This is a genomic window from Pseudomonas sp. TH04, from assembly GCF_016651355.1.
GTDB lineage: Bacteria > Pseudomonadota > Gammaproteobacteria > Pseudomonadales > Pseudomonadaceae > Aquipseudomonas > Aquipseudomonas fluorescens.
Map to the genome: position 1 here is coordinate 3718137 of NZ_JAEKEA010000001.1, position 23837 is coordinate 3741973.

At 60.8% G+C, this 23837-nt stretch carries 23 protein-coding genes and 1 pseudogene; 6 read left to right on the forward strand and 18 right to left on the reverse strand.

The window, feature by feature from the left end; genetic code table 11:
• Positions 1–85 precede the first annotated feature (85 nt).
• Positions 86–466 (forward strand): hypothetical protein, encoded by a 381-nt coding sequence (locus tag JFT85_RS16545; RefSeq protein WP_053258816.1) that lies wholly within the window; start codon positions 86–88, stop codon positions 464–466.
• Positions 467–601: 135 nt separating this feature from the next.
• Here the strand turns inward: JFT85_RS16545 and JFT85_RS16550 are convergent, their stop codons facing one another.
• The 6 genes from JFT85_RS16550 to exbB form a co-directional block, all read right to left on the reverse strand.
• Positions 602–2002, reverse strand: coding sequence for an aminoacyl-tRNA deacylase and HDOD domain-containing protein (locus JFT85_RS16550; RefSeq protein WP_053258673.1), 1401 nt, complete (start codon positions 2000–2002; stop codon positions 602–604).
• Between the two features lie 77 nt (positions 2003–2079).
• Positions 2080–4155: an ATP-dependent DNA helicase RecG gene (gene recG / locus JFT85_RS16555; RefSeq protein ID WP_053258672.1), complete on the reverse strand. Its 2076-nt coding sequence runs from the start codon at positions 4153–4155 to the stop codon at positions 2080–2082.
• Between the two features lie 8 nt (positions 4156–4163).
• The gene (locus JFT85_RS16560) at positions 4164–5084 is read right to left on the reverse strand and encodes a hydrogen peroxide-inducible genes activator (protein WP_003213305.1); all 921 of its coding nucleotides are present in this window, start codon (positions 5082–5084) and stop codon (positions 4164–4166) included.
• A gap of 250 nt (positions 5085–5334) precedes the next feature.
• Positions 5335–6084, reverse strand: coding sequence for an energy transducer TonB family protein (locus tag JFT85_RS16565; protein ID WP_053258671.1), 750 nt, complete (start codon positions 6082–6084; stop codon positions 5335–5337).
• The gene (gene exbD / locus JFT85_RS16570) at positions 6081–6506 is read right to left on the reverse strand and encodes a TonB system transport protein ExbD (RefSeq protein ID WP_003195519.1); all 426 of its coding nucleotides are present in this window, start codon (positions 6504–6506) and stop codon (positions 6081–6083) included. The genes JFT85_RS16565 and exbD overlap by 4 nt, the downstream gene beginning before the upstream one ends.
• Before the next feature lie 6 nt (positions 6507–6512).
• Complete coding sequence (exbB, locus tag JFT85_RS16575; RefSeq protein ID WP_053258670.1) at positions 6513–7493, reverse strand: tonB-system energizer ExbB; 981 nt, start codon at positions 7491–7493, stop codon at positions 6513–6515.
• 188 nt (positions 7494–7681) lie between these two features.
• On the opposite strand from exbB, the gene JFT85_RS16580 reads away from it, so the two are divergent.
• The gene (locus tag JFT85_RS16580; RefSeq protein WP_053258669.1) at positions 7682–8533 is read left to right on the forward strand and encodes an SDR family oxidoreductase; all 852 of its coding nucleotides are present in this window, start codon (positions 7682–7684) and stop codon (positions 8531–8533) included.
• A 125-nt stretch (positions 8534–8658) separates the two neighbouring features.
• Here JFT85_RS16580 and JFT85_RS16585 read toward each other — a convergent pair whose 3' ends face one another.
• The 6 genes from JFT85_RS16585 to JFT85_RS16610 form a co-directional block, all read right to left on the reverse strand.
• Positions 8659–9402, reverse strand: coding sequence for a hypothetical protein (locus JFT85_RS16585; protein ID WP_169875521.1), 744 nt, complete (start codon positions 9400–9402; stop codon positions 8659–8661).
• 56 nt (positions 9403–9458) lie between these two features.
• Entirely contained in the window at positions 9459–9839 is a 381-nt protein-coding gene (locus JFT85_RS16590; RefSeq protein WP_003176922.1) for a RidA family protein, read from the reverse strand.
• A 24-nt stretch (positions 9840–9863) separates the two neighbouring features.
• Positions 9864–11969 (reverse strand): bifunctional GTP diphosphokinase/guanosine-3',5'-bis pyrophosphate 3'-pyrophosphohydrolase, encoded by a 2106-nt coding sequence (spoT, locus tag JFT85_RS16595; protein ID WP_053258667.1) that lies wholly within the window; start codon positions 11967–11969, stop codon positions 9864–9866.
• 60 nt (positions 11970–12029) lie between these two features.
• Positions 12030–12293, reverse strand: a complete 264-nt coding sequence (gene rpoZ / locus JFT85_RS16600; protein WP_003176920.1) for a DNA-directed RNA polymerase subunit omega — start codon at positions 12291–12293, stop codon at positions 12030–12032.
• A 167-nt stretch (positions 12294–12460) separates the two neighbouring features.
• Positions 12461–13081 (reverse strand): guanylate kinase, encoded by a 621-nt coding sequence (gmk, locus tag JFT85_RS16605; protein WP_053258666.1) that lies wholly within the window; start codon positions 13079–13081, stop codon positions 12461–12463.
• Positions 13082–13091: 10 nt separating this feature from the next.
• A complete protein-coding gene (locus JFT85_RS16610; protein WP_053258665.1) occupies positions 13092–13955 on the reverse strand; it encodes a YicC/YloC family endoribonuclease in 864 nt (287 codons plus the stop codon).
• A 217-nt stretch (positions 13956–14172) separates the two neighbouring features.
• Between JFT85_RS16610 and rph the strand changes: the two genes are divergently transcribed.
• Both rph and JFT85_RS16620 read left to right on the forward strand, forming a co-directional pair.
• A complete protein-coding gene (gene rph, locus JFT85_RS16615; protein WP_003213280.1) occupies positions 14173–14895 on the forward strand; it encodes a ribonuclease PH in 723 nt (240 codons plus the stop codon).
• Positions 14896–14917: 22 nt separating this feature from the next.
• Positions 14918–15286 (forward strand): DUF4870 domain-containing protein, encoded by a 369-nt coding sequence (locus tag JFT85_RS16620; RefSeq protein ID WP_053258664.1) that lies wholly within the window; start codon positions 14918–14920, stop codon positions 15284–15286.
• A 73-nt stretch (positions 15287–15359) separates the two neighbouring features.
• On the opposite strand, the gene JFT85_RS16625 is transcribed toward JFT85_RS16620, so the two are convergent.
• The gene (locus tag JFT85_RS16625; RefSeq protein WP_003195493.1) at positions 15360–16139 is read right to left on the reverse strand and encodes an exodeoxyribonuclease III; all 780 of its coding nucleotides are present in this window, start codon (positions 16137–16139) and stop codon (positions 15360–15362) included.
• A gap of 82 nt (positions 16140–16221) precedes the next feature.
• Here JFT85_RS16625 and pyrE point away from each other — a divergent pair, with 82 nt between their 5' ends.
• Positions 16222–16866 carry an orotate phosphoribosyltransferase gene (gene pyrE, locus JFT85_RS16630; RefSeq protein WP_053258663.1) on the forward strand — a complete coding sequence of 215 codons (645 nt, stop codon included), beginning with the start codon at positions 16222–16224 and terminating at the stop codon, positions 16864–16866.
• A gap of 80 nt (positions 16867–16946) precedes the next feature.
• On the opposite strand, the gene argB is transcribed toward pyrE, so the two are convergent.
• From argB to coaBC, 4 genes and pseudogenes are all read right to left on the reverse strand, one after another.
• Positions 16947–17852 (reverse strand): acetylglutamate kinase, encoded by a 906-nt coding sequence (gene argB, locus JFT85_RS16635; RefSeq protein ID WP_017735763.1) that lies wholly within the window; start codon positions 17850–17852, stop codon positions 16947–16949.
• Between the two features lie 19 nt (positions 17853–17871).
• Positions 17872–19275: pseudogene (locus JFT85_RS16640) on the reverse strand (phosphomannomutase/phosphoglucomutase); the annotation flags it as partial.
• A gap of 260 nt (positions 19276–19535) precedes the next feature.
• Positions 19536–19991, reverse strand: coding sequence for a dUTP diphosphatase (gene dut / locus JFT85_RS16645; RefSeq protein ID WP_053258661.1), 456 nt, complete (start codon positions 19989–19991; stop codon positions 19536–19538).
• A 5-nt stretch (positions 19992–19996) separates the two neighbouring features.
• On the reverse strand, positions 19997–21205 hold the full coding sequence (gene coaBC / locus JFT85_RS16650) for a bifunctional phosphopantothenoylcysteine decarboxylase/phosphopantothenate--cysteine ligase CoaBC (protein WP_053258660.1): 1209 nt from the start codon (positions 21203–21205) through the stop codon (positions 19997–19999).
• A gap of 143 nt (positions 21206–21348) precedes the next feature.
• Between coaBC and radC the strand changes: the two genes are divergently transcribed.
• A complete protein-coding gene (gene radC, locus JFT85_RS16655) occupies positions 21349–22023 on the forward strand; it encodes a RadC family protein (protein ID WP_201230154.1) in 675 nt (224 codons plus the stop codon).
• A 28-nt stretch (positions 22024–22051) separates the two neighbouring features.
• Here the strand turns inward: radC and JFT85_RS16660 are convergent, their stop codons facing one another.
• The gene (locus JFT85_RS16660) at positions 22052–23644 is read right to left on the reverse strand and encodes an ABC transporter substrate-binding protein (RefSeq protein WP_078827511.1); all 1593 of its coding nucleotides are present in this window, start codon (positions 23642–23644) and stop codon (positions 22052–22054) included.
• Between the last annotated feature and the right edge of the window lie 193 nt (positions 23645–23837).

Genomic DNA, 23837 nt, shown 5'->3' on the forward strand with positions numbered 1-23837 from the left:
CTGCTAAAGCGCGAGATCGGTGGCGTTCCTTCTGCAAATCGTTACACTGCTGCGGCCACTTAATAAATACACCGAGGCCGTGTGCATGAAATTTCGTCTTCTGCTGTGGGTGCTTGGCCTGATGATGGGCAAAGCCAGCCGCACCAACCCTGCTTTCCAGCAACAACTGGGTGACAAAGACCTGGCGTTCCAGTTGCAGACCCTCGACGGCAAGGTTGCCCGTCACTTCATCGTCAAAGACCAGCGCATCACCAGCCGTTCAGGGGTTCACCCTGCGCCGGCATTTGCTATCGCGTTCAAAGATGCGGCCTACGGCTTCGCCACGATGCAGGCGAAGAACAAGCAACTGGCGTTCATGACGGGGATTCAGGACAAGTCGATCCAGATCAAGGGCAACCCGGCGCTGGTGATCTGGTTCCAGGGGCTGACCAAGTATTTGAAGCCGAAGAAAAAGAAGAAGGCCTGAAGGGTTTCTTCAGGGGGACCGAGTTGAATTCATCGCAGGCAAGCCAGCTCCCACAGTTGACTGCATTCCAGGGTTGGAACTCGGTCAACTGTGGGAGCTGGCTTGCCTGCGATAGCGGTTTATCAGGTGACCGTGTCAGCCCTGGCTGAACTGCGATGCCAATTCACGCAACAGCACTTCGGCATCCAACACCTTGCCGACCACTTCTTCAGCCTTGTCACGGCTCAAGCCCAGACGCTCAAGCAGCTCATCCGGAATCGCCTCATCCGGTCCGGAGCCAATGCCACGGCTGCGCAACAAGCGCACGGCCAAACACACCAGGTTCGGATATTCAGCGTATTGCCCGTCGTAGGTCGGGTCGTGCTGGAAGCGCAGGGCGGTGGACAGTTCGTCCGGCATGTCCCAGTAGCGCATCAGCCACGCGCCGATCTGCTCGCGGCTGATGCCCAGCAGGTGTTGCTCGACATAGCTGTGGCACAGGTGCGGGTTGACCTCAAGGTGGCGGCAGATCAGCGAAAAGTGCGGCGGAAACACGTGGGCCAGCAGCAGATAACCGAAGTTGTGCAGCAAACCGGCGAGGTAGGTCAGGCCGGCTTCCGGGCGCTGGGCGCGAGGCATGGCGCGGGTCAGGCCTTCGATCACGGCGGCGGTGTAGATCGACTGGTGCCAGTACGGGGTGGACTGATGCGGATGGTCTTTGGGCAGGCTCAGGGTTTTGCCCAGGGCCAGGCCCAGCGCCAGGTTGATCACCAGGTCAAAGCCGAGCACGCGCACGATGGCGTCTTCCACTGAACGAATCTTGCCTGGCGAGGCGTAGTACGGCGACGCCGCCCAGCTCACCACTTGAGCGGCCAAGGCTGGGTCAGTCTCGACGACACCGGTGATGTCATCGATGGTGGCGTTGGGGTCGACGCGCAGCTTGATAATCTTCTGCGCCGTGTCGGCCAGCGGCGGAATCTCGATGGTTGCTTCCAGGCGCTGCTGGATGCGGCGAGCGGTGAAGGCCTGCATCGCCTGGGTGATTTCCTCGCGGTCATCATTGGGGCGGTCGAGGTTGGGGCGGATATTGCTCAGGGGCTCGCCGAAATGACCGGCGCTGGCCTTGGTGAGCATGGTCTTGAAGTCGCCGCTGGCAATTTCCAGCAGCAGCCCGGCTTCGCCTGAGTGCACCAGCAGGCTCGGTTCGTTGAGCAGGCTGCCTTCGTACAGGCACGGCGAGCTGGTCAGTGCCGGCAGGCCGGGCAGCAGGCTCAGTTCATGCTTGGCCAGCATGCGCTCGATGCGATCCGGCGACACGGCGATAAGGCGGCGACCGGTCAGCTCGGCGAGACGGTTGAGGTCAAGCAACTGGCTTTGCGGGAACAACACCATGAGCGCGCCGACGGCGTCTTCCAGCAACACAGCCTGGACCTTTTGCGCGGGATTCAGGCCGGGCTGTTCGACAACCTCTGTGTAAGGGATGGCGAGCTTTGCGAGCAGAGCCCGAATGACCGGCGGGGCGGTCAGTGGGACTGTGGCGAGGGCGACTTCTGACATGGCCTGATCCAATTTCTTACAGTCATCGAAGTATAACCAGCTTGATACAACTGTAGGTTGGATAAGTGAGTCAGGCGTCACACTTGGCCGTATTGCTGCCCATGCCTGAGCCAACGATCGAGCAACGGGCTGACGTGATCCGGCCAGCGTTCAAGCAGTGCCTGCGCCGCATCACGCACGGCGGGCAGCAGGTCGGCGTCGCGCATCAGGTCGGCGACCTTGAATTGCAGCAGGCCGGTCTGGCGGGTGCCGAGCATTTCGCCGGGGCCGCGCAGCTCAAGGTCTTTTTCGGCGATGACAAAGCCGTCGTTGGTTTCGCGCATGATGCCCAGGCGCTGACGGCCGATCTGTGACAGCGGCGGGTGGTAGAGCAGCACGCAGTGGCTGGCGGCGCTGCCCCGGCCAACACGGCCGCGCAACTGGTGCAGTTGGGCGAGGCCCAGGCGCTCGGGGTTTTCGATAATCATCAGGCTGGCATTGGGCACGTCCACACCGACCTCGATCACGGTGGTGGCCACCAGCAGTTGCAGGTTGCCGGCCTTGAATTCGGCCATCACCGCGGCTTTTTCCGCAGGTTTCATGCGGCCGTGGATCAGCCCGACCTTGAGCTCGCCCAAGGCACTGGTGAGGTCTTCATAGGTGGTTTCGGCAGCCTGGCAGGTCAGTTCTTCGGACTCTTCAATCAGCGTACATACCCAGTACGCCTGACGCCCTTCGGCGCAGGCACCGCGCACGCGCTCGATGACCTCCACACGCCGCGTGTCGGTCACCAGCACGGTATTGACCGGTGTGCGGCCTGGCGGCAGCTCATCGAGAATTGACGTGTCGAGATCGGCATAGGCGCTCATGGCCAGCGTGCGCGGGATCGGCGTGGCCGTCATGATCAGTTGGTGCGGGTTCATGCGTCCGCCCACGCCTTTCTGGCGTAAGGCCAGGCGTTGCTGCACGCCGAAACGATGCTGTTCGTCGATGATCACCAGTGCGAGGTTCTTGAACTGCACTTCATCCTGGAACAACGCGTGGGTGCCCACCACCATCGGTGCACCTGCGGCGATCTGTTCCAGCGCCGCCGCGCGGACCTTGCCCTTGAGCTTACCCGCCAGCCATGCCACTTCCAGGCCGAGCGGTTCGAGCCAGCGCTTGAACGTGATGAAATGTTGTTCGGCGAGGATCTCGGTGGGCGCCATCAGCGCCACCTGGTAACCGGCTTCCAATGCTTGCAGGGCGGCGAGGGCGGCGACCACGGTCTTGCCCGCGCCCACGTCGCCCTGGATCAGCCGCAACATCGGTTCGTGCTGGCTGAGGTCATAGGCAATTTCATTGCCCACGCGTTGCTGGGCGCCTGTCGGCGCAAAGCCGAGGTTGGCCAGGTATTGCGCCGGCAGGCGCGTGGCCTTGGGCATCGCGGGTGCACGCAGGGAGCGCATGCTTTCGCGCAGGCGTTGCTGAGACAGCTGGTGGGTCAGCAGTTCTTCGAAGGCCAGGCGGTGTTGTGCCCAGTGATGACCGAGCGCGAGTTCGTCGACATCGGCATCGGCTGGCGGGTTGTGCAGGTAACGAATCGCATCGTCCAGCGGCGCCAGTTGATAGTCGCGGGCCAGTTCCAGGGGCAGCCAGTCGGGCAGGCTTTTCGGGCCGAGCAGGGTCAGGGTCTGCATGCACAGCTGGCGCAGGCGTTGTTGTGTCAGGCCTTCGGTCAGTGGGTAGATCGGCGTGAGCGTGGTATCGACCGGGGGCGGCTCGTCGCCGGTGATGGCGCGGTACTCCGGGTGATAGATTTCCAGGCCCGACGCGCCAGGCCGGGCTTCACCGTAACAGCGCACGCGGGTGCCACGCTTGAGGCCTTCCTTTTGCGCATTGCTGAAGTGATAGAAGCGCAGGCTCAGCCCGCCGGTACCGTCCTGCAGCCGTACGACCAGGCTGCGGCGCTTGCCCATCACCACATCGGCACCGCTGACGGTGCCTTCAACCACGGCGTCCTGGCCCGGCCGCAATTGGCCGATGGGCACCACACGTGTGCGGTCCTGATAGCGCAGAGGCAAGTGAAACAGCACATCCTGGAGGTTCTCCAGGCCGACCTTGGCCAACTTCTCGGCCATGGCTTCACCGACACCTTTGAGTGCCGTCACCGACACTCGCGACAGCTCAGTCATACGCTTACTTAGCTCGCAGCAGGCGGCTTGGCCACCGAGCACAGGCGGATCGAGTCGGCGAGGATCTCAATGGCTTTCGGCCGCGGGAAGCTGGCACGCCAGGCAATGGCCACGGTACGGAACGGCACTGGCGGCGTGAGTGGGCGCACCGCAATCACGCCAGGGGCGTAGTGATGGCTGTCGACTGCCGACAGCGGCAGGATCGAAATACCCAGGCCGGAAGCCACCATGTGACGAATGGTTTCCAGGGAGCTGGATTCTACGGTGGTGTGCTTGGCGCCGTCGTTGCCCTTGGTCAGGGTCGGGCAGGCTTCCAGTACCTGGTCGCGGAAGCAGTGGCCTTCACCGAGCAGCAGCAAGCTCTTGTCGTTGAGCAGGCCGGCGTCGATGGTGTCTTTCTGTGTCCACGGGTGTGAGGCGGGCATCAACACGTAGAACGGCTCGTCGTAGAGCGGCAGGGTCAACACGTCTGCCTCGTTGAACGGCAGGGCGATAATGATCGCGTCCAGCTCGCCGTTGCGCAGTTTGTCGCGCAATACGTGGGTGAAGTTTTCTTCGATATACAACGGCATCTGCGGCGCAACGCGGTGCAGTTGCGGGATCAGGTGCGGGAACAGGTACGGGCCGACGGTATAGATGGCGCCGACTTTCAGCGGTGCGGTCAGCTGGTTCTTGCCGGCCTGGGCCAGCTCGCGAATGCTTTGGGCTTGTTCCAGTACCTTCTGGGCCTGGGCAACAATGCCTTCGCCCACTGGCGTGAGGCGCACGGCGCTCTTGCTGCGCTCGAAAATCAGCACACCGAGTTCGTCTTCAAGCTTTTTCACGCCCACCGACAGCGTCGGCTGGCTGACGTGGCAACGCTCGGCCGCATGGCCGAAGTGCTGTTCTTGGGCGAGGGTCACGATGTAGCGTAATTCTGTAAGAGTCATAGCGGGCGTCCATGAGGTTGCAGGCCAAGCATAACGGCTGCAATCGATAGACGCACGTTATCAGAACTTTGATGGGGATTGAGCGGGGAGTGGCGCGGATTTAGCTGAAAAAGGATTTTTAGAGCTGATGAAATCAAACGTGGGAGCAAGCTTGTTCGCGAAAGCGGTGGGTCAGCCAATAAAATCGGTGACTGACACTCCACTTTCGCGAGCAAGCCCGCTCCCACACGCACGCCCGTTTTTGCAAGCCTTAGCGGCGACGCTTCTCGATGTTGTAAACAAACGGCGCGACGATCTCGACGCTGCCGCCTTTCAACATATCGGCCGGTGGCTTGGGCAGTGGCTGGGCACGACGGATCATGTCCAGGGTCGCACGGTCCAGGTCAGCGTTGCCGGAGCGGCCGACCAGCTCGTACGACAGCACGTTGCCTTCGGCATCGACTACAAAGCGCAGGCGGTTCAAACCTTCCTTGCCACGCTGTTGGGCGCTTGGCGGGTACTTCTTGTACTTCTGCAAGTGCGCCAGCAGGGCGCCTTCCCAGGACGCCTTGGCCGCTACCTGTGCGGGCGATGGGCCGGGCACGGGCTGGGCGGACTTCTCAGCCGGGGCTTTGGTCGGTGGGGTTTCGCTCGGTGGCTCCTCGGAAGGTTTTTCCTTGGGCGGCTCGGGCTTCTTCTCCACGGGTTTGGGCGGCTGAGGCTTCGGTTTGGGCTTGACCGGCTTGGGTACCTGGATCGTGGGCTTGGGTGCCTCGGCCATTTTCGGCAGGGGCAGTTCTTCCACCGGTGCCGGCGGCTGCGGCGGTGTAATGACTTTGGGCGGTGCCGGAGGCGGCGGTGCAGGCATCGGCGCCAGGTCGATGACCATGGCCGCCGGTGGCAGTTGGACCGGATGCGGCGCGGACCATTGGAGCGCGATGATGATCGCGACGGCATGCACGCCCAGCACGACGGCGAGGCTGGTGCCATAACGCGTCAGTTTGTGGCGCGTCGTGATCATTTCTTGGCTGCCGTCTCAAGTCCGACCAGGCCAACCTTGAGGTAGCCGGCTGCCCGCAGGGCATCCATCACGCTCATCAGGTCGCCGTAGTCCACGCCCTTGTCGGCCTGGAAGAAGATCGTCGTGTCTTTCTTGCCTTGGGTCTTGGCGTCGAGCACCGGGCCCAGGGTTTCGGCTTTGACTTCTTCTTCGCCCAGGAACAGGCGTTGGTCCGCTTTGACGCTGAGGAAAATCGGTTTTTCCGGCCGCGGCGCAGGTTTGGCGCTGGACGCAGGCAGGTCGACCTTGATGTCCACGGTGGCCAGTGGGGCCGCCACCATGAAGATGATCAGCAGCACCAGCATCACGTCGATAAACGGTGTGACGTTGATTTCGTGGTTCTCGACGAGTTCGTCGTCGCCTTGATTCAAATGCAGGCCCATGGCCGATTACCCCACTTTCACCATGTGCGGTTGCGAGCTGCGCTCGGTAGGCAGGTGATCGAGGTCGCGGCTGACCAGCAGCAGGACTTCTGCCGATGCGTCCGATACCTGAGCCTTGTAGCCGGCAATCGAACGGGCAAAGACGTTGTAGATCACCACCGCAGGAATCGCGGCAACCAGGCCCAGAGCCGTAGCCAGCAGGGCTTCGGCGATGCCAGGGGCAACGACGGCGAGGTTGGTGGTTTGGGTTTTGGCGATGCCGATGAAGCTGTTCATGATGCCCCACACGGTGCCGAACAGGCCGACGAAAGGCGCGGTGGAACCAATCGTAGCCAGAACCCCGGTGCCGCTGCTCATGTTCCGGCCACAGGCTGCAACCAGCCGCTCCAGGCGGAAGCTGACGCGTTCCTTGATGCCTTCTTTTTCACGGGTATTGGCCGACAGGCGCATTTCTTCCAGCGCGTCCTGTACCAGCAGGTTGGCCAGGGTGCCCTTCTTGGTCGCGGTTTCGCTGGCTTGCTTGAGGGTGGTGGCCTTCTTCAGGTGGACGATTTCAGTGCGCAGGCGGCGCTTGGCGCCCAGCAGCTCGAAGCCCTTGGCGATCCAGATGGTCCAGGTAATGATCGAGGCGATGGCCAGGCCGATCATCACGGCTTTCACCACGACGTCGGCGTTCTGGTACATGCCCCAGGGTGACAGGTCATGGGCCATGCCCAAGGTGTTGTCTTGTTCGAGCACTACACCGGAGTCGTCGGCAGGCGCCGGGTTGGCCGCCTGAGCAGGGTCGGTGGCGACCGGTGCGGCAGCAGGCGCAGCCGGAGTTGCCGCGGTGTGCTCGGCAGCCGCCGGAGCGGCTGGGGCGGTGGCATCAGCGAAGGCGGCGGTCGGTGCCAGCAGTACGCTGAACAGCAGCGCAGCAATCGCACGCCAGGCGCGGGATGGGCTGTGAAGCTTGGTTGGCGAAGCGGGGTTTGTATTACGTGTCATGCTGGCCGGACCTGAGAGAGAAATGAGTGATCGTCCTGCCAGACCCTGTGAGGCCGAGGACAAATTGGGGGGTTATTATTGCAAGTAATTCTTGTTAACAAAAGTAATACAGTTACTTAATTTGTCCTTTTGCTGGCCGCTGGTCATCTCTGGCGGCTAATCTGCGCCTTTAAGAATGGAGTTTTGTGATGTCTGCGCCTTCTGTTGTAATTGCCGGTTGCGGCGATGTGGGTAGTCGGCTGGCTAGCCAATTGCTGGCCTCGGGATGGGAGGTTCATGGGCTGCGACGCGATATTTCGCGGCTTCCCGACGGGGTCATCGGCATTGCCGGCGACCTGTTCAAAAAAGATTGCCCTGACACCTGGCCGATCGGCGGGGTGGATTACCTGGTGTACTGCGCTGCTGCCACGGACCACGATGAAGCCGGCTATCGCGCGGCGTATGTGCAAGGGTTGCAGCATGTATTGGAGTGGCTGGGCGACTACGGCCAGGAACCCAAGCATCTGTTGTTTGTGTCCAGCAGCAGTGTGTACGGCCAGCAAAAGGGTGAGTGGGTCGACGAAACCTCCGACACCCTGGCGAAGGGATATTCGGGCCAGGTGATGCTGGAGGCCGAGCAAGTGGCCCTTAACAGCGCAATCCCTGCGAGTATCGTGCGGTTGACCGGGATCTACGGTCCCGGCCGCGAATGGCTGTTGACCCAGGTGCGCCAGGGCTACCGCGTGGCAGTTGATCCACCTTTATATGGCAACCGGATTCACGCGGATGACGCCGCGGGCTTGCTCGCGTTTTTGTTGCGGCATGTGGAGCAGGGCGGTGCGCTGGATAAGATCTACATCGGCGTGGACGATGCGCCTGCGCCGTTGGCGGAAGTGGTCGGCTGGTTGCGCGAGTACCTGGGCGTAACCGAGTGGGCGGATGATGCGAGTGTGCGTCGTGCCGGCAGCAAGCAATGCAGCAATGCCCGCGCCAAGGCGCTGGGCTGGGTGCCGACGTATCCGACCTATCGCGAGGGGTATGCAGCGATTCTAAAGGGCTAAACGCGATCAAAAAAATGTGGGATCGGGCTTGTTCGCGAATGCGCGGGTTCAGTCACTGATGATTTGACTGTTACACCGTATTCGCGAGCAAGCCCGCTCCCACATTTAGCGTTGTGTTTGGCTGCCTATTTTTTTTCAAGCAACCACTGTCGCGGGCCGGGCGTGAACGAAGGTACTTCGTCGGTATGCGCGGTGTTTACCGCCTGGAAAATTTCCAGCTGCTTGCCTTTGCGCACGAAGATCCACGGGTTGCCCTGGCCGTTCAGTTGCAGCCAGATACTGTCGTAGCCGCCGCTCATCGAGGCGCAGTCACCCGCCAGGCACAGCGAGTAGCGGTCGACGCCTGGCAGGCCAGCGACCTTGCCGTCAGCCTGGAACTGCACCGTGGCGCCGTCGCCGTTGCCGTCAGTGATCTTCCAGTCGCCGCCCATGTAGGCTGCATACAGCGCCCGTTCGAAGTTGGCGCCCAATGGCGCGCCCTCCGGAGCCGGGTCTTTGGCGCGGGCGAACAATTGTTCTGGCTCGTTATCGTTGGCCACTTGCAACAGTTGTTTGCCCTTGCGCTTGAGTTCGGTAGCCGAGCTGCCGTAGAACTCGACGCTCCAGGCGCCGGATTTCTCACCCAGCAACTTGCCTTCAGCGACTTCAAACCCATTGTAGTAGCGTGCCTGCGAAGCCTTGGTATTGACCTCCCATTCGAGGTTCGGGCCAAAGGATTGCAGGGCTTCACGCAAAGGGCCGCCCTTGGCTGCCGCGTTGATGGCGGCCTGGTTGATCCAGGTGCCGCTCACATCCAGGTCGGCGGGGTTGCTGGCGCAGCCGCCCAGCAACAGGGCGAGCAACGAAGAGGCTACAAGCGCTTTGCGCATTACGAAATCCTTCTAAAACGAAGTCGGCGCAGCCCGTGAAGGCTGCGCCGGGTGTTTTACTCGATGACCAGAATCGCGTCCATCTCAACCTGTGCGCCTTTAGGCAAGGCAGCAACGCCGATGGCGGCGCGGGCTGGGTACGGCTGTTCGAAGTACTTGCCCATGATCTCGTTGACCTTGGCGAAGTGGCTCAGGTCGGTGAGGAAGATGTTCAGCTTGACGATGTCCTTGAACGAACCGCCAGCGGCTTCGGCCACGGACTTGAGGTTTTCGAAGACTTGTACGGTTTGTGCTTCGAAGCCTTCAACCAGTTCCATGGTCTTTGGGTCCAGTGGGATCTGGCCGGACATGTAGACGGTGTTGCCCGCCTTGATCGCCTGGGAGTAAGTACCGATGGCGGCCGGGGCCTTGTCGCTGGTGATAACAGTCTTGGTCATGAGTGACTCCTTGTAAGAGAACGGCTATGCACGCATGCGGGTGATGCGGATCACTCCCGTCAGGGCGCGCAGTTTCTTGATCACACGGGCCAGGTGCACGCGGTCGTGCACGCTGACCACCAGCTGGACCACGCTGATGCGGCCATCGCGCTCATCCATGCTGATTTTCTCGATATTGCCGTCGGCCGCGTTGACGCTGCTGGCCAGCAGGGCGATCAGGCCGCGCTGGTGCTCCAGCTCAACCCGCAGCTCGACGTTGAATTCACCGGTGACATCCTTGGCCCACGAAAGCTGGATGCATTTTTCGGGGTTGTGACGGATCTCGCTGATATTGCGGCAGTTGTCCAGGTGCACCACCATGCCTTTGCCTGCAGACAAGTGGCCGACAATCGGGTCGCCTGGGATCGGCGTACAGCACTTGGCGTAGCTGAGCACCAGGCCTTCGGTGCCGCGAATGGCCAGCGGGCCTTCGGGGCTTGGCAGTTGTTCGCCTTCGCCGAGCAGGCGGCGGGCGACCACATAGGCCATGCGGTTGCCCAGGCCGATATCTTCCAGCAGGTCTTCGATGGTTTCCTGGCGGTACTCGTGGAGCATTGCTTGCACGCGTTCGGCCGGGATTTTTTCGAGGGCGCTGTCGAAACCGTTGAGCACCTTGTTCAGCAGGCGTTCGCCCAGGCTGATGGATTCGGAGCGGCGTTGCAGTTTGAGCGCGTGGCGGATGTGTGTCCGCGCTTTACCCGTGACCACGAAGTTAAGCCAGGCCGGATTCGGGCGCGCGCCGGGTGCACTGACGATCTCGACCGTGGAGCCGCTTTGCAGCGGTTCGGACAGCGGTGCGAGACGACGGTTGATCCGGCAGGCAATGCAGCTGTTGCCGACATCGGTGTGCACCGCGTAGGCAAAGTCGACCGCCGTGGAGCCTTTGGGCAGCTCCATGATCCGGCCTTTGGGCGTGAATACGTAGACCTCGTCCGGGAACAGGTCGATCTTCACGCTTTCGATAAATTCCAGGGAGTTGCCGGCACGTTGCTGCATTTCCAGCACGCCTTTGACCCACTGGCGGGCGCGGGCATGGGTGCCTTTGGGTTGCTCGTCGCCGCTGGATTTGTACAGCCAATGGGCGGCGATGCCGTTGTTGGCCATTTCTTCCATTTCCCGCGTGCGGATCTGGATCTCGATCGGCACCCCATGCATACCGAACAACGTGGTATGCAGCGACTGATAGCCGTTGGCCTTGGGAATGGCGATGTAGTCCTTGAAGCGGCCTGGCAGAGGTTTGTACAAATTATGTACAGCGCCCAGCACGCGGTAGCAGGTATCGACCTTGTCGACGATGATCCGGAACGCATACACGTCCATGATCTCGTTGAAGGCCCGGCGCTTGCCGCGCATCTTCTTGTAGATGCCGTAGATGTGTTTCTGCCGGCCGCTGACCTCGCCTTCAATCTCGTCGATCGCCAGGCAGTGGCTCAGCGACTCTTCGATCTTGTTGACGATTTCCTTGCGGTTGCCACGGGCGCGCTTTACCGCCTGGTAGATGCGCGCCGAGCGCATCGGGTGCATGGCCTTGAAGCCGAGGTCTTCGAATTCGATACGAATGGCATGCATGCCCAGCCGGTTGGCGATGGGCGCGTAGATTTCCAGGGTTTCCTTGGCGATGCGCCGGCGTTTTTCGCCGGACAGCACTTCCAGCGTGCGCATGTTGTGCAGCCGGTCCGCCAACTTGACCAGAATGACCCGAATGTCGCGGGCCATGGCCATGGCCATCTTCTGGAAGTTTTCTGCCTGGGCTTCGGCCTTGGTCTCGAAGTTCATCTGGGTCAGTTTGCTGACCCCGTCGACCAGTTCGGCCACGGTTTCGCCAAATTGCGCGCTGAGCGCTTCCTTGGCGATGCCGGTGTCTTCAATCACGTCATGCAGCATCGCAGCCATCAGGCTCTGATGGTCCATGTGCATGTCGGCGAGAATATTTGCCACGGCAAGAGGATGCGTGACATACGCTTCACCACTGCGGCGGCGTTGGCCGTCGTGGGCTTGTTCGGCGTAGAAATACGCTCGGCGGACCAGGTTGACCTGGTCTGGGCCGAGGTAGGCCGATAAGCGATCGGCGAGGGCGTCTATGCTCGGCAAAGTGTTAACTCCTGCCGTTGGCTGTGACCCCGCGCCGTGCTACGTCGACCAGGCATAGGCTTAGACGGCCTCGTTGGACTCGTCCTCGAACGCTGCAAACAGCGGTTCGTCTTCAACGATTTCGGCGTTAGCGATGAACTCGTAGCTCATCAGGCCTTCAGCGATTTCACGCAGGGCTACAACGGTAGGCTTGTCGTTTTCCCACTGGACCAGTGGCTCTTTGCCGCCAGTGGCCAATTGACGGGCACGCTTGGTAGAGAGCATGACCAGCTCAAAGCGGTTATCCACGTGTTCTAGGCAGTCTTCAACGGTTACGCGGGCCATGGTATTCCTCGGAGCGAATGCAAGATGCGCGCTGCCCGGTTGGGCGAGCGGACTAAACAGTTTAAAAAATCACCAGCGTTTAGGGAAGCGCTGTTTTTTCGCAGGCCCTCGCAAAACCGCTACAAGTGCCAATGTAAAGCCCTTGCAGCGGTTTTGGGAAGCGTCAATCAACCCAGCAGTTCGGCCAGTAATTTACCGAAACGCTGTTGTTGGCGCTTCTGCTGGAGCTGATTGGTACGGAAAATCGCCTTCAAATCGTCCAGGGCATGCGCAAAATCGTCGTTGATGATCAGGTAGTCATAGTCGACGTAGTGGCTCATTTCGCTGACGGCTTCACGCATGCGGCCTTCGATGATCTCGTCGCTGTCCTGGCCACGGTTGGTCAAGCGCTGGTGCAAGGCTTCGAGCGAAGGTGGCAGGATGAAGATCGAGCGCGCCTTGGGCATCAACTGACGCACTTGCTCAGCGCCCTGCCAGTCGATTTCCAGGATCAGGTCGTGGCCTTCGTCCAGGGTCTGCTGCAAATGGCTTTGCGAAGTGCCGTAGAGGTTGCCGAAGACTTCGGCACGCTCAAGGAAGTCGCCGTGTTCGATCATCTTCACGAACTCGGTGCGCTCGACGAAGTGATAGTGCACGCCGTCCACTTCGCCCGGGCGCATGGCGCGGGTGGTGTGCGAGACCGAGATGCGGATTTGCTCGTCAGCGTCGGTCAGGGCCTTGACCAGGCTGCTCTTGCCCGCGCCCGAAGGGGCGGAAATGATGTAAAGGGTGCCGGTGCTGTGGGTCATGGAGGTTGCCTTACTCAATATTCTGTACTTGTTCGCGCATCTGCTCGATCAACACCTTGAGGTTGACCGCAGCCGTGGTGCTGCGCGGATCAAACGCCTTGGAGCCCAGTGTATTGGCTTCGCGGTTGAGTTCCTGCATCAGGAAGTCCAGGCGCCGACCGGCGGCACCGGCGGACTTGAGCACGCGGCGCACTTCGAGGATATGGGTGCTCAGGCGGTCGAGCTCTTCGGCCACGTCACTCTTCTGTGCCAGCAGCACCATTTCCTGCTCTAGGCGCACGGGGTCGAGGTCGGCCTTCATGTCGGTGAAGCGGTCGAGGACTTTCTGGCGTTGGGTGGCGAGCATCTGCGGCACCAGCTCGCGCAGGGTGACTACGTCGGCTTCGATCGAGGTCAGGCGCTCGTTGATCAGGCGGGCCAGTTCGGCGCCTTCGCGCTCGCGGCCGGCCTTGAGCTCCTTCAAACCCTGTGTAAACAAGGCGAGCGCTTCGGCGTTGAGGGCTTGCGGGTCGGTGGCGTCGGCCACGAGTACGCCGGGCCAGGCCAGCACTTCCAAAGGGTTGAGCGCGGCGGGCTGCTTGATCAGGCCGGCGATGGTTTCGGCGGCGGCAACCAGTTGCGCGGCGCGGTCGCGGTCGACTTGCAGTGGCTTACCGGTGGTTTCCTCGGTAAAGCGCAGGGTGCATTCGAGCTTGCCACGGGAGATGCCCTGGCGCAGTGCTTCACGCACGGCGCCTTCGAGGTCACGGAAGGATTCCGGCAGACGCAGGTGCGGCTCCAGGTAACGGCTGTTGACCGAGCGCAGTTCCCAGCTCAGGGTGCCTTGGACGCCGGCTTTTTCGACGCGGGCGAAGGCGGTCATGCTGTGCACCATGGAGGTACCTCGCGATGCAGTCCCACAAATGCGGGCTGATGGGTAAATTGAAGCCGACAGGCTGCGAAGGCGCAGGATTGTAGCGCAGTGGGGCGAGCGCGCCCAAACAATGGGCAATAGGCTCGCCATTCGTAACCGAATTTTTTAGAAGTGCCCCGAATCGGTTCGCGGCTCTATAATGCTCGGCAGTTTTTCGTCCTCCGTACAGGTATCCCCTATGAAACGTCCAAGTGGTCGCGCTGCCGATCAGCTCCGCTCGATCCGCATCACCCGCAACTACACCAAACACGCCGAGGGATCTGTACTGGTCGAGTTTGGCGATACCAAGGTGATCTGCACCGTCAGCGTCGAAAACGGCGTGCCGCGTTTCCTCAAGGGCCAGGGCCAGGGTTGGTTGACCGCCGAATACGGCATGCTGCCGCGCGCCACCGGCGAGCGTAACCAGCGTGAAGCCAGCCGTGGCAAGCAAGGCGGCCGTACCCTGGAAATCCAGCGTCTGATCGGCCGCTCCCTGCGTGCAGCCCTGGACATGTCCAAGCTGGGCGACGTCACCCTGTACGTCGATTGCGACGTGATCCAGGCTGACGGCGGCACGCGCACCGCTTCCATCACCGGCGCTATGGTGGCCCTGGTCGATGCACTCAAAGTGATCAAGAAACGCGGCGGCCTGAAAGGCGGCGACCCGCTCAAGCAAATGATTGCTGCTGTGTCGGTCGGCATGTACCAGGGCGAGCCCGTGCTGGACCTGGACTACCTGGAAGACTCGGCTGCCGAGACCGACCTGAACGTAGTGATGACCAGCACCGGTGGTTTCATCGAAGTGCAGGGCACCGCCGAAGGCGCGCCATTCCAGCCGGCCGACCTGAACGCCATGCTGGCCTTGGCCCAGAAAGGCATGACCGAAATTTTCGAGCTGCAGAACGCCGCACTGGCTGACTGAGTCGGCCTCAAGGAGAAACGCCATGAATGACAGCCAACTACCCGTGCCTACGCCTTCCTACGAAGTGCGTCAGGGAGCCATGTTGTGTCACTTGGCGGCGTTTCTGGGGTTTGTGTTCCCCTTCGGCAGCGTCGTAGGGCCGCTGATCCTGTGGCAGATGAAAAAGGAAGTGGACCCGTTCATTGATGATCAGGGCAAGGAAGCCTTGAACTTCCAGATCACCGTGGCCATCGCCTGGATGGCGTGCATCGTGCTGGCTTTTGCGGTCATCGGCTTTTTCCTGATGTTTGCACTGGCCATCGGCACTATCGTGCTGACGATCATAGGTGCGATCAAAGCCAACAAAGGCATCGCCTATCGCTATCCCTTGACCTGGCGAGTGGTCAAATAACGCGGGTTCGGCCGACAGGCATCCACAAAAAAACCGACAACGATGTCGGTTTTTTTGTGCCTGGGAAAAGACCTCAGATGGTCAGTGTCCAGTCGTAGTCCACGATCAGTGGTGCGTGCTGCGAAAAGCGTGGCTGGCGCGGCAGACGTGCGCTGCGAACAAACCGGCGCAGACCTGGGGTCAGCAACTGGTAGTCGAAACGCCAGCCCAGGTTGAGCATCTCAGCCTGTTCGTTATCCGGCCACCAGCTGTACTGGTCGCCTTCACGGCTGACTTCACGCAGGGCATCAACATAGCCCATGTTGCCGACAATCTCGTCCATCCAGGCACGTTCTGGTGCCAGGAAGCCCGGGGATTGCTGGCTGTCACGCCAGTTCTTGATATCCAGCTTCTGTTGCGCCACGTACAGCGAGCCACAATAAATGTACTCGCGACGTTTGCGTCGCTGTTTATCCAGGTAACGGGCGAAATCGTCCATTAGCTTGAACTTCTGGTTCAAGTCTTCATCGCCGTTCTGCCCCGAAGGGAGCAGCAAGGTCGCGATGCTGACCTTGTCGAAATCGGCTTGCAGGTAGCGCCCGTAGCGGTCGGCTGTCTCGAAGCCGAGGCCGCTGATGACCGCCTTGGGTTGCAACCGCGAGTACAAAGCCACGCCACCTTGGGTGGGCACTTCGGCATCGCAGGCATAAAGGAAGTAGCCATCCAGTTGGAAGGCTGGGTCGTCCAGTTCAAAGGCGGAGGCGCGGGTGTCCTGCAGGCAGATGACGTCGGCATTCTGTGCTTGCAGCCAACTGAGCAAACCACGCTCGACTGCAGCCTGAATACCATTAACGTTCACACTGATGATCCGCATAAATGGCCCCAAAAATCGCGTGCGTGTATGATACACGCCGTCTACCTAATTAGCTAAATCCGTGGTATCTGAGGCTTTTTTCATGCAGGCGTATCAACGCGATTTCATTCGTTTTGCCATCGATCGCGGCGTTTTGCGCTTCGGTGAGTTCACCCTGAAGTCCGGGCGCACCAGCCCATACTTCTTCAATGCAGGCTTGTTTAACTCGGGTTCGGCCCTGGCTCAGCTGGGCCGTTTCTACGCGGCAGCCATTGTTGAAAGCGGTATTTCCTTCGACGTACTGTTTGGCCCGGCCTACAAGGGTATCCCGCTGGCGGCCGCGACGGCCGTTGCGTTGGCCGAACATCATGGGCTTGATCTGCCGTGGTGCTTCAACCGTAAAGAGGCCAAGGCTCACGGCGAAGGCGGCAGCCTGGTGGGTGCTCCGCTTAAAGGCGACGTGCTGATTATCGACGACGTGATCACTGCCGGCACCGCGATCCGTGAAGTGATGCAGATCATCGCTTCCCAGGAGGGCGCCAAGGCGGCCGGCGTGTTGATCGCTCTGAACCGCCAGGAGCGCGGCAACGGTGAGTTGTCGGCAATCCAGGAAGTGGAGCGTGATTTCGGCATTCCGGTGGTGAGCATCGTGTCGTTGAACCAGGTGTTGCAGTTCCTGGAAGATGACCCGCAGCTCAAGCAGCATTTGCCGGCGGTTAAGGCATACCGCGAGCAGTTCGGCGTCTGACACGGCGGCCCATGCAAGCCAGCTCCCACAAAAAAGGCCCCGCTCAATTTGATTGAGCGGGGCCTTTTGGTTTGCCGCGTTTAAGGACGCTTGCGATTGCTGATCAGCGTACCCACACCGGTATCGGTGAAGATTTCCAGCAGGATCGCATTCGGTACCCGACCATCCAGGATCAGCGAGCTACCGACGCCGCCTTGCACTGCTTCCAGCGCGCAACGGATCTTCGGCAGCATGCCGCCGTAGATCGTGCCGTCGGCGATCAGCTCGTCCACCTGCTGGGTCGTCAGGCCGGTCAACACCTTGCCTTCCTTGTCCATCAGGCCGGCGATGTTGGTCAGCAGCATCAGCTTTTCAGCTTTCAGCGCTTCGGCCACTTTACCGGCGACCAGGTCGGCGTTGATGTTGTAGGACTCACCGTTGGCACCTACACCGATCGGCGCGATCACCGGAATGAAGTCGCCTTTGACCAGCAAGTTCAGCAGGTCGGTGTTGATGCCGATGACTTCGCCTACCTGGCCGATGTCGATGATTTCCGGCTGGGTCATTTCCGGCGTCTGACGGGTAACGGTCAGTTTTTTCGCGCGAATCAGCTCCGCGTCTTTGCCGGTCAGGCCGATGGCGCTGCCGCCATGACGGTTGATCAGGTTGACGATGTCCTTGTTCACCTGGCCGCCGAGGACCATCTCCACCACGTCCATGGTCTGCGCGTCAGTAACGCGCATGCCATCGATGAAGTGACTCTCGATCGACAAGCGCTTGAGCAAATCGCCGATTTGCGGGCCGCCACCGTGCACAACTACCGGGTTGATCCCGACAGCTTTCATCAACACGATGTCGCGGGCAAAGCCGGTTTTCAGCTCCTCGCTTTCCATGGCATTGCCGCCGTACTTGATCACCAGCGTCTTGCCGACGTAGCGTCGAATGTAAGGCAACGCTTCGGACAGGACCTTGGCGGTATTGGCAGCGGCTTCGCGTTCGAGGGTCATTCAGGGCTCCGGTAAAAAATCAGAACGGTAATTGGAGATCAGGGGCAACACGTTTCAACTGGGCGTGGAACACGTCCTTGATGCGCTGCAACTCAGCCTCGGTATCCGCCTCGAAGCGCAGGACCAGCACCGGTGTGGTGTTGGACGCGCGAACCAGGCCCCAGCCTTTGGCGTAATCGACTCGCACACCATCAATGGTGGTCAGGTTGGCGCCTTCACCCCATTGCGCATCGTGCAGTGCGTCAATGATGCTGAATTTGCTCTCCTCGGTCACATGGATATTGATCTCTGGCGTAGAAATATCATTCGGGAAGGTCTGAAACAGCTCCTGCGCCGTGGATTTTTCCTTGCTGAGGATCTCCAGCAGACGGGCGGCGCTGTAAATGCCGTCGTCAAACCCGAACCAGCGCTCCTTGAAGAACACATGGCCGCTCATCTCGCCAGCCAACAGCGCGCCGGTTTCCTTCATTTTCTTTTTGATCAACGAGTGACCGGTCTTCCACATGAGTGGGCGACCGCCGTATTCCTTGATCAGCGGCGTGAGACGGCGGGTGCATTTTACGTCGAAGATGATTTCAGCATTGGGATTGCGCGCTACCACGTCTCGGGCGAACAGCATCAGCAAGCGGTCTGCGAACACATTCTCGCCGGTGTTGGTCACCACGCCGACGCGATCACCGTCACCGTCGAACGCCAGGCCCACGTCGGCGCCGGTTTCCTTGACCTTGGCGATCAGGTCTATCAGGTTTTCAGGTTTGCCCGGGTCCGGGTGGTGGTTGGGGAAGTTGCCGTCAACGTCGCAGAACAGCGGGATAATTTCGCAGTTCAGGGCTTCGAGCAGCTGCGGGGCGATCACGCCGGCCGCGCCGTTGCCACAGTCCACCACCACTTTGAGGCGGCGTGCGAGTTTGACGTCGCCGGTGATTTGGTCGGAGTAGCGTTGAAGAATGTCGACTTGGGTAATGCTGCCTTTACCGCTGGTCAGGTCGTTGTTCTTCAGGCGGTTGTGCAGGGCCTGGATCTGTTCGTTGGCCAGGGTATCGCCGGCGATGACGATCTTGAAGCCGTTGTAGTCCGACGGGTTATGGCTGCCGGTGAGCATCACCCCGGATTTGCCGGCCAGTACGTTGGCGGCGTAGTACAGCGCAGGCGTCGGCACCAGGCCGACGTCGCTGACGTGGCAGCCGCTGTCGGCCAGGCCCTGGATCAGTTGTTCCACCAGTTCCGGGCCGGACAAGCGGCCGTCACGGCCTACCGAAACATTGGGCTCGCCCTGGGCCAGGCTCTGGGAGCCAATGGCCCGACCGATCCAATAGGCGGTTTCGGCGGTCAGGGTCTTGGGCACCACACCACGAATGTCGTAGGCGCGAAAGATGCTGTCGGGGAATGTCGGGGCTACTCGGGCTGCGGTACTCATCGCGGGGGGGGAACTCCATCTGAAGGGGGGCAAGGCTGGCCTTAAAGTGGCTGACCGGCAGGCTCAAACTGAAGGGTAAGACGGCGTTTTCGGCAGAGAGTTCGTGGTGTAAAAGTGCCATCGGAGTACTGGCTCCGTTTGCGTTTTCGCGTAATTCATTGATTTTATTAGAAAAATCTCGCTGAATAAAACCGCGCATTCTTCATCCTGAATAGCCATGCGGTGACGTCTTGCCGGACAACTGCGCCCGGCAAGATTCAGCTTAGTCAGTGGCTGCCGGAATGCCCAAAACCACCTGCGCCGCGTTGAGTTTCGTCGAACTCCTGTACCAGTTCGAAGTGCGCCTGTACCACCGGCACCAGCACCAACTGGGCGATGCGCTCGCCAACGGCGATGTTGAACGCGGTGTTGCCACGGTTCCAGCACGACACCATCAGCTCGCCCTGGTAATCCGAATCGATCAGGCCCACGAGGTTGCCCAGCACGATGCCGTGTTTGTGGCCCAGGCCGGAGCGCGGCAGGATCAGCGCCGCCAGGCCAGGGTCGCCGACATAGATCGACAGGCCAGTAGGAATGAGGAGGGTCTGGCCCGGCTCAAGGACCGTGTCCTGCTTGAGCATGGCGCGTAGGTCCAGGCCGGCGGAGCCCGGTGTGGCGTAGGCCGGCAGCGGGAATTCGTTGCCGATGCGAGGGTCGAGGATCTTGGCTTGCAAAGCGTGCATGTAAATTAAACCTGGTTCAGCCGTTGGGCGATAAATGAGATCAGTTGGCGGGCAATCTTGCCTTTGCTGGTCTGGGCGAAAACGGTGGCGTGCAACTCGCGGTCGATCACGCTGATGGCATTTTCCTCACTGTTGAAGCCGATGCTCGGGTTGGCGACATCGTTGGCAACGATCAGGTCGAGGTTTTTGTCTTTCAATTTGCGCGCGGCATAGTCCAGCAGGTGCTCGGTCTCGGCGGCGAAGCCGACACTGAATGGCCGGTCCGGGCGGGTGGCGATGGTCGCCAGAATGTCCGGGTTGCGCACCATTTGCAGGAGCAGGCCATCGCCGCTTGTAGGGTCTTTCTTGAGCTTTTGCGGGGCGACGACTTCCGGGCGGTAGTCTGCAACCGCTGCCGAGGCGATAAACAGCTCGCAGGGAATGGCTGCTTCACAGGCCGCCAACATGTCCCGGGCACTGACTACGTCGATGCGCGTGACGCGATCGGGGGTTGGCAAGTGCACCGGACCGGTGATCAGGGTGACGCGTGCGCCTGCCTCAACCGCGGCTTCGGCCAAGGCAAAGCCCATTTTTCCTGAGCTATGGTTGGTGATGTAACGCACCGGGTCGATGTTTTCCTGGGTCGGGCCAGCGGTGATCAGTACGTGTTTGCCGGTGAGTGCCAGGTGCTGGAAGCACTCTGCGGCGCACTGCGCCAGGTCGGTGGCTTCGAGCATGCGGCCCATGCCCACGTCGCCGCAGGCCTGGCTGCCGGAGGCCGGGCCGAACACTTTGAGGCCACGGCTCTGCAGGAGTTGGGTGTTGGCCTGGGTGGCCGGGTCGCGCCACATGGCCTGGTTCATGGCCGGGGCGATGGCGACGGTAGCGTCGGTGGCCAGTACCAGGGTGGTCAACAGGTCATCGGCAATGCCTTGGGCCAGACGCGCGATCAGGTCGGCAGTGGCCGGGGCGATCAGCACCAGGTCAGCCCATTTGGCCAGCTCGATATGGCCCATGGCGGCTTCGGCCGCCGGGTCCAACAGGTCCAGGTGAACGGGGTGGCCGGACAGGGCTTGCATGGTCAGTGGGGTGATGAACTCACTGCCACCGCGTGTCATGACCACGCGCACTTCGGCGCCCTGGTCCAGGAGCCTGCGAACCAGCTCTGCGCTCTTGTAGGCGGCAATGCCGCCGCCGACGCCGAGAACGATGCGTTTCCGATACAGACGCTGCATTGGTTTGCCTTTCCAGTTCAGTGATGCCAGTTCAGTGACGCCTGCGATGCCCCCTCCCCAGGTGAAATCGCACGCAAAAAAGAGGGCTTAAGATAACACAGCGACCGCCGGGCAACAGCGGCGCACATGCACACGGAGGTGGGATGAGTATTCGCGATTGGCCTGTGGCTGAGCGTCCACGGGAGAAGCTTTTGGAGTGGGGCGCGGCGAGTCTGTCCGATGCCGAGTTGTTGGCAATCTTCCTGCGCACTGGGGTTTCGGGCAGAAGTGCGGTGGATCTGGCGCGCCATCTATTGGCGCAATTCGGAGGCCTTCGACCGTTGTTGGAGGCTAACCAGACGCTGTTCATCCAGCATTTGGGGTTGGGCCCGGCGAAGTTTGCCCAGTTGCAGGCGGTGCTGGAAATGTCCCGGCGCCACTTGGCGGAGCGCCTGCGTAGCGATTCGGTATTGGAGAGTCCGCTCGCCGTGCGTGACTACCTCAAGGCGCTGTTACGGCATGAGCCCCACGAAATCTTCGGCTGTCTGTTTCTCGATTCAAAACATCGTGTGCTGGGCTTCGAGGCGTTGTTTGAGGGCACCATCGACACCGCCATCGTTTACCCTCGGCAGGTGGTCAAGCGTGCGCTTGCATATAACGCGGCAGCGCTGATCCTGTGCCATAACCATCCTTCCGGGAGTGTCGAGCCGAGTGCGGCTGATCGAAAACTAACCAAGTTGCTGCAAAAGGCGTTGGAAGTCGTGGATGTGCGAGTGCTGGACCACATCATTGTGGGCGACGGTGACCCGCTGTCGATGGCGGAATATGGGTGGCTGTAGCCCCGCCCCATTGGGGCAGGGCGGGCTTTCACGGTTTGACGCTGACCTTGGAGAAGTCCTGGCGCCCAAACGGGCTCACCTGGTAGCCCTCGACATTCTTGCGCGTCAGTGCGAACGCCGTCGGGTGCGCAAGCGGTAGCCACAGGGCTTGCTGCTGGATCTGTGCCTGGGCCTGTTGATACAGCTTGCTGCGTACACCTTGCTCGCTGGTGGTCTTGCCGGCGCTGATCAGTTTGTCCAGGGCAGGGTCGCAGTAGCGGGCGAAGTTGGTGCCGGATTTCACCGCCGCGCAGGAGAATTGCGGGGTCAGGAAGTTATCCGGGTCGCCGTTGTCGCCAGCCCAACCCATGAACAGCAGGTCATGCTCACCGGCTTTGGCGCGGCGAATCAGTTCGCCCCACTCGATCACACGGATCTCTGCCTGGATGCCGACTTTGGCGAGGTCCGCCTGCAGCAGCTGCGCGCCGAGGTTGGGGTTGGGGTTCAGCAGGCTGCCAGTGGGGCGAGTCCAGATCGTGGTCTTAAAGCCATTCTTGAGCCCGGCGCGATCCAGCAGCGCCTTGGCTTTGGCGATGTCCTGTGGATAACCCGGCAAATCCTTGGCATAGCTCCAGGTATTCGGTGGATAAATGCCATTGGCTACTTCGGCGGTGCCTTCAAATACCGCTTTCAGGTAGCTGTTCTTGTCGAAGGCCAGGTTGATCGCCTGCCGTACTTCGGGCTTGTCCAGCGGCGGGTGCTGGCTATTGATCGCAACGAATGCGGTCATGAAGGCTGGGGTTTTTTCTACTTTGAGTGCGGGATCTTTCTCGGCTTCACCCACATCCAGCGGCTTGGGCGACAGCGCGATCTGGCACTCATCGCGGTGCAGCTTCTGCAGACGCACGTTGGCATCCGGCGTAATGGCGAAGAGCAAGTTATCCACAGCCGGTTTGCCGGCGAAGTAATCCGGGTTGGCTTTGTAACGCACTACGGCATCTTTTTGGAAACGCACAAAAACGAACGGCCCGGTGCCGATCGGCTGGCTGTTGAGCTTTTCGGGCGTGCCGGCCTTGAGCAGTTTATCGGCGTATTCGGCCGGGTAGATCGAGGCAAAGCCCATGCTGAGGGCCGCGAGGAAGGTCGAGTCGGCGTGATCGAGGGTGAAACGCACGGTCAGCGGGTCGAGGGCGTCGATCTTCTTGACCAGTGCCGGCAATTGCAGAGACTGCGCATGCGGGAAGCCGCTCTGGGCAATCTTGTGCCACGGGTTGGCCGGGTCGAGCATGCGCTCAAAGCTGAAACGCACGTCTTCGGCGGTCAGGGTGCGACTCGGGGCGAAATACTCGGTGCGGTGGAATTTGACGTCCGGGTGCAGCTTGAAGGTGTAGGTCAGGCCGTCCGGCGACACTTCCCAGCTGTCTGCGAGGCTCGGCACCAGCTTGCCGCTGGCGGCGTCGTAGTCCACCAGGCGGTTCATCAGCACATCGGCCGAAGCATTGGTGGTGGTCAGGGAGTTGTACTGCACCACATCGAACCCTTCGGGGCTGGCCTCGGTGCAAACGCTCAAACTGGTGGCGGCTTGGGCCAGCGGCGCGATAAAGAGAGGGGCTAGCAATAGCGGTAGGGCAGCGAGGCGCATATTCAGTTTCCTTTGCAGATCGAAGGCCCATCTGCGAGTGCAGTCTGGAAAAAGCCTACCGTAGTGGTCTGTTTGATAAATGACTAGCCCATTTTTGCCTGTGCTTTTGGCGTAAATGCTGTTTTGATGGCGCCTCAGCGCGTTTCGTCTTGTACTTTTGTGTGCTGGCGGGCGTGGTAAATCATTCTGTGCG

Bases quoted from the DNA above. Each gene is read 5' to 3' on its own strand.
- JFT85_RS16545 (WP_053258816.1), top strand. From the start codon at position 86: ATGAAATTTCGTCTTCTGCTGTGGGTGCTTGGCCTGATGATGGGCAAA.
- JFT85_RS16550 (WP_053258673.1), bottom strand. From the start codon at position 2,002: ATGTCAGAAGTCGCCCTCGCCACAGTCCCACTGACCGCCCCGCCGGTC.
- recG (WP_053258672.1), bottom strand. From the start codon at position 4,155: ATGACTGAGCTGTCGCGAGTGTCGGTGACGGCACTCAAAGGTGTCGGT.
- JFT85_RS16560 (WP_003213305.1), bottom strand. From the start codon at position 5,084: ATGACTCTTACAGAATTACGCTACATCGTGACCCTCGCCCAAGAACAG.
- JFT85_RS16565 (WP_053258671.1), bottom strand. From the start codon at position 6,084: ATGATCACGACGCGCCACAAACTGACGCGTTATGGCACCAGCCTCGCC.
- exbD (WP_003195519.1), bottom strand. From the start codon at position 6,506: ATGGGCCTGCATTTGAATCAAGGCGACGACGAACTCGTCGAGAACCAC.
- exbB (WP_053258670.1), bottom strand. From the start codon at position 7,493: ATGACACGTAATACAAACCCCGCTTCGCCAACCAAGCTTCACAGCCCA.
- JFT85_RS16580 (WP_053258669.1), top strand. From the start codon at position 7,682: ATGTCTGCGCCTTCTGTTGTAATTGCCGGTTGCGGCGATGTGGGTAGT.
- JFT85_RS16585 (WP_169875521.1), bottom strand. From the start codon at position 9,402: ATGCGCAAAGCGCTTGTAGCCTCTTCGTTGCTCGCCCTGTTGCTGGGC.
- JFT85_RS16590 (WP_003176922.1), bottom strand. From the start codon at position 9,839: ATGACCAAGACTGTTATCACCAGCGACAAGGCCCCGGCCGCCATCGGT.
- rpoZ (WP_003176920.1), bottom strand. From the start codon at position 12,293: ATGGCCCGCGTAACCGTTGAAGACTGCCTAGAACACGTGGATAACCGC.
- gmk (WP_053258666.1), bottom strand. From the start codon at position 13,081: ATGACCCACAGCACCGGCACCCTTTACATCATTTCCGCCCCTTCGGGC.
- JFT85_RS16610 (WP_053258665.1), bottom strand. From the start codon at position 13,955: ATGGTGCACAGCATGACCGCCTTCGCCCGCGTCGAAAAAGCCGGCGTC.
- rph (WP_003213280.1), top strand. From the start codon at position 14,173: ATGAAACGTCCAAGTGGTCGCGCTGCCGATCAGCTCCGCTCGATCCGC.
- JFT85_RS16620 (WP_053258664.1), top strand. From the start codon at position 14,918: ATGAATGACAGCCAACTACCCGTGCCTACGCCTTCCTACGAAGTGCGT.
- JFT85_RS16625 (WP_003195493.1), bottom strand. From the start codon at position 16,139: ATGCGGATCATCAGTGTGAACGTTAATGGTATTCAGGCTGCAGTCGAG.
- pyrE (WP_053258663.1), top strand. From the start codon at position 16,222: ATGCAGGCGTATCAACGCGATTTCATTCGTTTTGCCATCGATCGCGGC.
- argB (WP_017735763.1), bottom strand. From the start codon at position 17,852: ATGACCCTCGAACGCGAAGCCGCTGCCAATACCGCCAAGGTCCTGTCC.
- dut (WP_053258661.1), bottom strand. From the start codon at position 19,991: ATGCACGCTTTGCAAGCCAAGATCCTCGACCCTCGCATCGGCAACGAA.
- coaBC (WP_053258660.1), bottom strand. From the start codon at position 21,205: ATGCAGCGTCTGTATCGGAAACGCATCGTTCTCGGCGTCGGCGGCGGC.
- radC (WP_201230154.1), top strand. From the start codon at position 21,349: ATGAGTATTCGCGATTGGCCTGTGGCTGAGCGTCCACGGGAGAAGCTT.
- JFT85_RS16660 (WP_078827511.1), bottom strand. From the start codon at position 23,644: ATGCGCCTCGCTGCCCTACCGCTATTGCTAGCCCCTCTCTTTATCGCG.